Genomic DNA, 2618 nt, shown 5'->3' with positions numbered 1-2618 from the left:
GCTCAGGGGCGACGGTGGGCGCCGGCGACGGGGCGGCCGAAGGCACGGTCGTGCCGAAAGATCCGCGCCGCTGATCGTGGTACTTGCCGCTGGCGATCTCGTCCCTGGTGCTCTCGTCCAGGATCATGTACTGCTCGGCCGCCTTGTTCACCCCGACGGCGACCATCGTCAGGCCCTTCGCGTTCTTCTCCTGGCACTCGGGCGACATGCAGTAGTTGTACTTCTTGGCACGCTCGGGATGGAGCTCCCGACCGCAGGTAACGCACTTATCCATAGCTTTCGGAAAACAGCTAATATGGTGCGGTTATTCCAGGCTGGCAGTCATTCCAGACTGGCAGAGACGTGGCGGCCAGCGATGTAGCCCATCGTCATGCCGATGCCCAAGGTGGCGCCCGGCGCCGGGTACGCGTCGCCGGTCCAGAACGCGGCGGCGTTGCCCACCGCGTACAGGCCGCGGACCTGGTCGCCCGCCTCAGTGAGCACTGTGCCGGTGGCGTCGGTCACCGGGCCGCCCTTGGTGCCGATGGTCCCGGCCAGGACCCGGGCCGCGTAGAACGGCGGCTCGGTGAGCGGACCGAGGTTCGGCGCGGGCCACGCCTCCGGGTCGCCGCCATACCGGTCGTAGACGTTTCCGCCGCGCCCGAAGTCCGGGTCCGCCCCCTCCGCGCACGCCTTGTTCCACCCGGCCACCGTCCGCTCCAGGCCCTCAGGATCCACGCCGATCAGGGCGGCGAGCTCCCCGGGGGACTCGGCTCGCGGTAGCCACGCGGGGACCGCGCCTGAGCTGAAGCCGGGCAGCGAGTACCGGCGGGTGAACTCCTCGTCGAAGATGAGGAAGGCGGGGTCGTTCTGGCAGCCGCCGTCGTCGGCGCGGTGCATGGCCTTGCCCACCTCGTTGTACGGGCTCGCCTCGTTGGTAAACCGGCGGCCGGCGGCGTTGACCATGATCTGCCTGGGCACCGCCCGTTCCCTGATCAGCGAGCGGGGATACGGCGTGCCGTCGACCTCCTCGCCTGGCACGGCCATCATCGGCATCCACCAGCCCTCGCCGAGGTTGTCGGTCGCCGCGCCGAGGGCGCGGGCGATGCGCAGCGCGTCGCCGGTGTTGCCCGGCGAGGCAGCAGTGGCCCGCTGCGCCTCGGGCTGGTATTCGCGGCGCAGGTCCTCGTCCCAGTCGAAGCCGCCGGTCGCCAGGATGACCGCGGCCGCGGGCACCCGCTCGATGCTGCCGCCGCGGTCGATGACCGCCTCGGTCACGGTGCTGTTGACAGCGCCGTTGACAGTGCCGCCCGGTCCGGTGGTCACCCCGGTGAGCCTTGCGCCGGTCTCGATCCGGCCGCCCGCCTTGAGCACGCCGTCGGCGAGCGCGGCGGCCAGCGCGACGCCGTTGGCGCGCAGCCCGGCGGCCTCCCGCTGCCGCAGCAGCTTCCAGTCGAACCGGCAGGGGAAGCGCCAGCCCTCCCATTCGGCCTGGGTCATCGGCAGGTAGCCAGGGGGCACTCGCACCTGGCGAGCCTGCGGGGCCATCGCGGACAGGTCGGCCAGCTCCATGTCAAGACAGCGGCCGCCGGCAGTCGCCCCCGCCCGTTCTGGATGATAATCCGGGTAAGCCGGGCAGGCGGCGAACCGATGCGGAGACCTCTCCTCGACGAACCGGGCCATGGCGGGGGCGTTCGCGACGAACGCCTCGGTCAGGTGCGCGTACCTGGCGGGGAACAGGCCGCCGAGGTAGGTGCGGGCGGCCTCGGCCGAGTCGCCGGCGTTCTCCGGGCAGTGGTTGGCCGGCACCCAGACCCTGCCGCCGCCGAGCGCGGTGGTCCCGCCGAGCAGTTCCGACCGCTCGAGCACCAGCACGTCCGCGCCGCCCGCCGCGGCGGCGAGCGCCGCGACGAGGCCGCTCGCCCCGCTCCCCGCGACGATGACCTGGCCAGTCGTCATGACAGCTCCCATCCGGGCCTCTTGACGAGGGCATCAGCCTCCCATATCGTCGCTCAGCAAGCAACGCCTTGCGTAATCCGCAACAGCGGAGGCGAACGTGAGCGACGTGAACGGCGCGGAGCTGATCGCGGACTACCTCGTTCGGGCCCGGGTGCCTTACGTGGTGACGCTGTGCGGGCACGGAAACCTCGGCATGCTCGACGCGCTGGCGGCCAGGCAGGACGAGATCACGACGATCTCGGTGCACCACGAGGCGGCGGCCGGGTTCATCGCCGACGCTTACTACCGGGTGCGCCGCTCGCCGCTGGCCACGCTCACGTCGTGCGGACCCGGCTCCGCGCAGCTGCTCGTCGCGCTGGGCGCGGCGCTGATGGACTCCTCGGCGCTGCTCGCCATCACCGGCGACGTGCCCGCGACCCAGTTCGGCCGGCTGCCGTTCCAGGAACTCGGCAGGCACTACCAGGCGGACTTCCCCGGCGCGGCCCGGCCGTACGTGAAACGTTCCTTCCAGGCCACCAGGACCGACCAGCTGCCGGTGATGCTGCCGCAGGCGTTCGGCGCGATGCTGTCCGGGCGGCCAGGGCCGGTCAACCTCGACGTGCCGCTCAACGTGTTCGCGGAGCCCGCGCCGTCTGGCGTCACGCCGGCTGTGGCTGGTGCCCCGCCGCGGTCCGCCGCGG

3 protein-coding genes are annotated in these 2618 nt (G+C 71.9%); 1 reads left to right on the top strand and 2 read right to left on the bottom strand.

Annotated features, from left to right (window positions below; genetic code table 11):
• Both WA805_RS10555 and WA805_RS10550 read right to left on the bottom strand, forming a co-directional pair.
• On the bottom strand, positions 1–208 hold a 208-nt coding region (locus WA805_RS10555), incomplete at its 3' end, for a hypothetical protein (protein ID WP_425242251.1).
• Between the two features lie 113 nt (positions 209–321).
• Complete coding sequence (locus WA805_RS10550; protein ID WP_425242250.1) at positions 322–1938, bottom strand: FAD-dependent oxidoreductase; 1617 nt, start codon at positions 1936–1938, stop codon at positions 322–324.
• 97 nt (positions 1939–2035) lie between these two features.
• On the opposite strand from WA805_RS10550, the gene WA805_RS10545 reads away from it, so the two are divergent.
• A partial coding sequence (locus WA805_RS10545; protein WP_425242249.1) for a thiamine pyrophosphate-binding protein occupies positions 2036–2618 on the top strand: 583 nt, incomplete at its 3' end.

It is taken from the genome of Trebonia sp., assembly GCF_049794275.1.
Classification (GTDB): Bacteria; Actinomycetota; Actinomycetes; order Streptosporangiales; family Streptosporangiaceae; genus Trebonia.
Note: the sequence above shows the minus strand (reverse complement) of the source record. Positions and strands in the feature narration are given on the sequence as shown.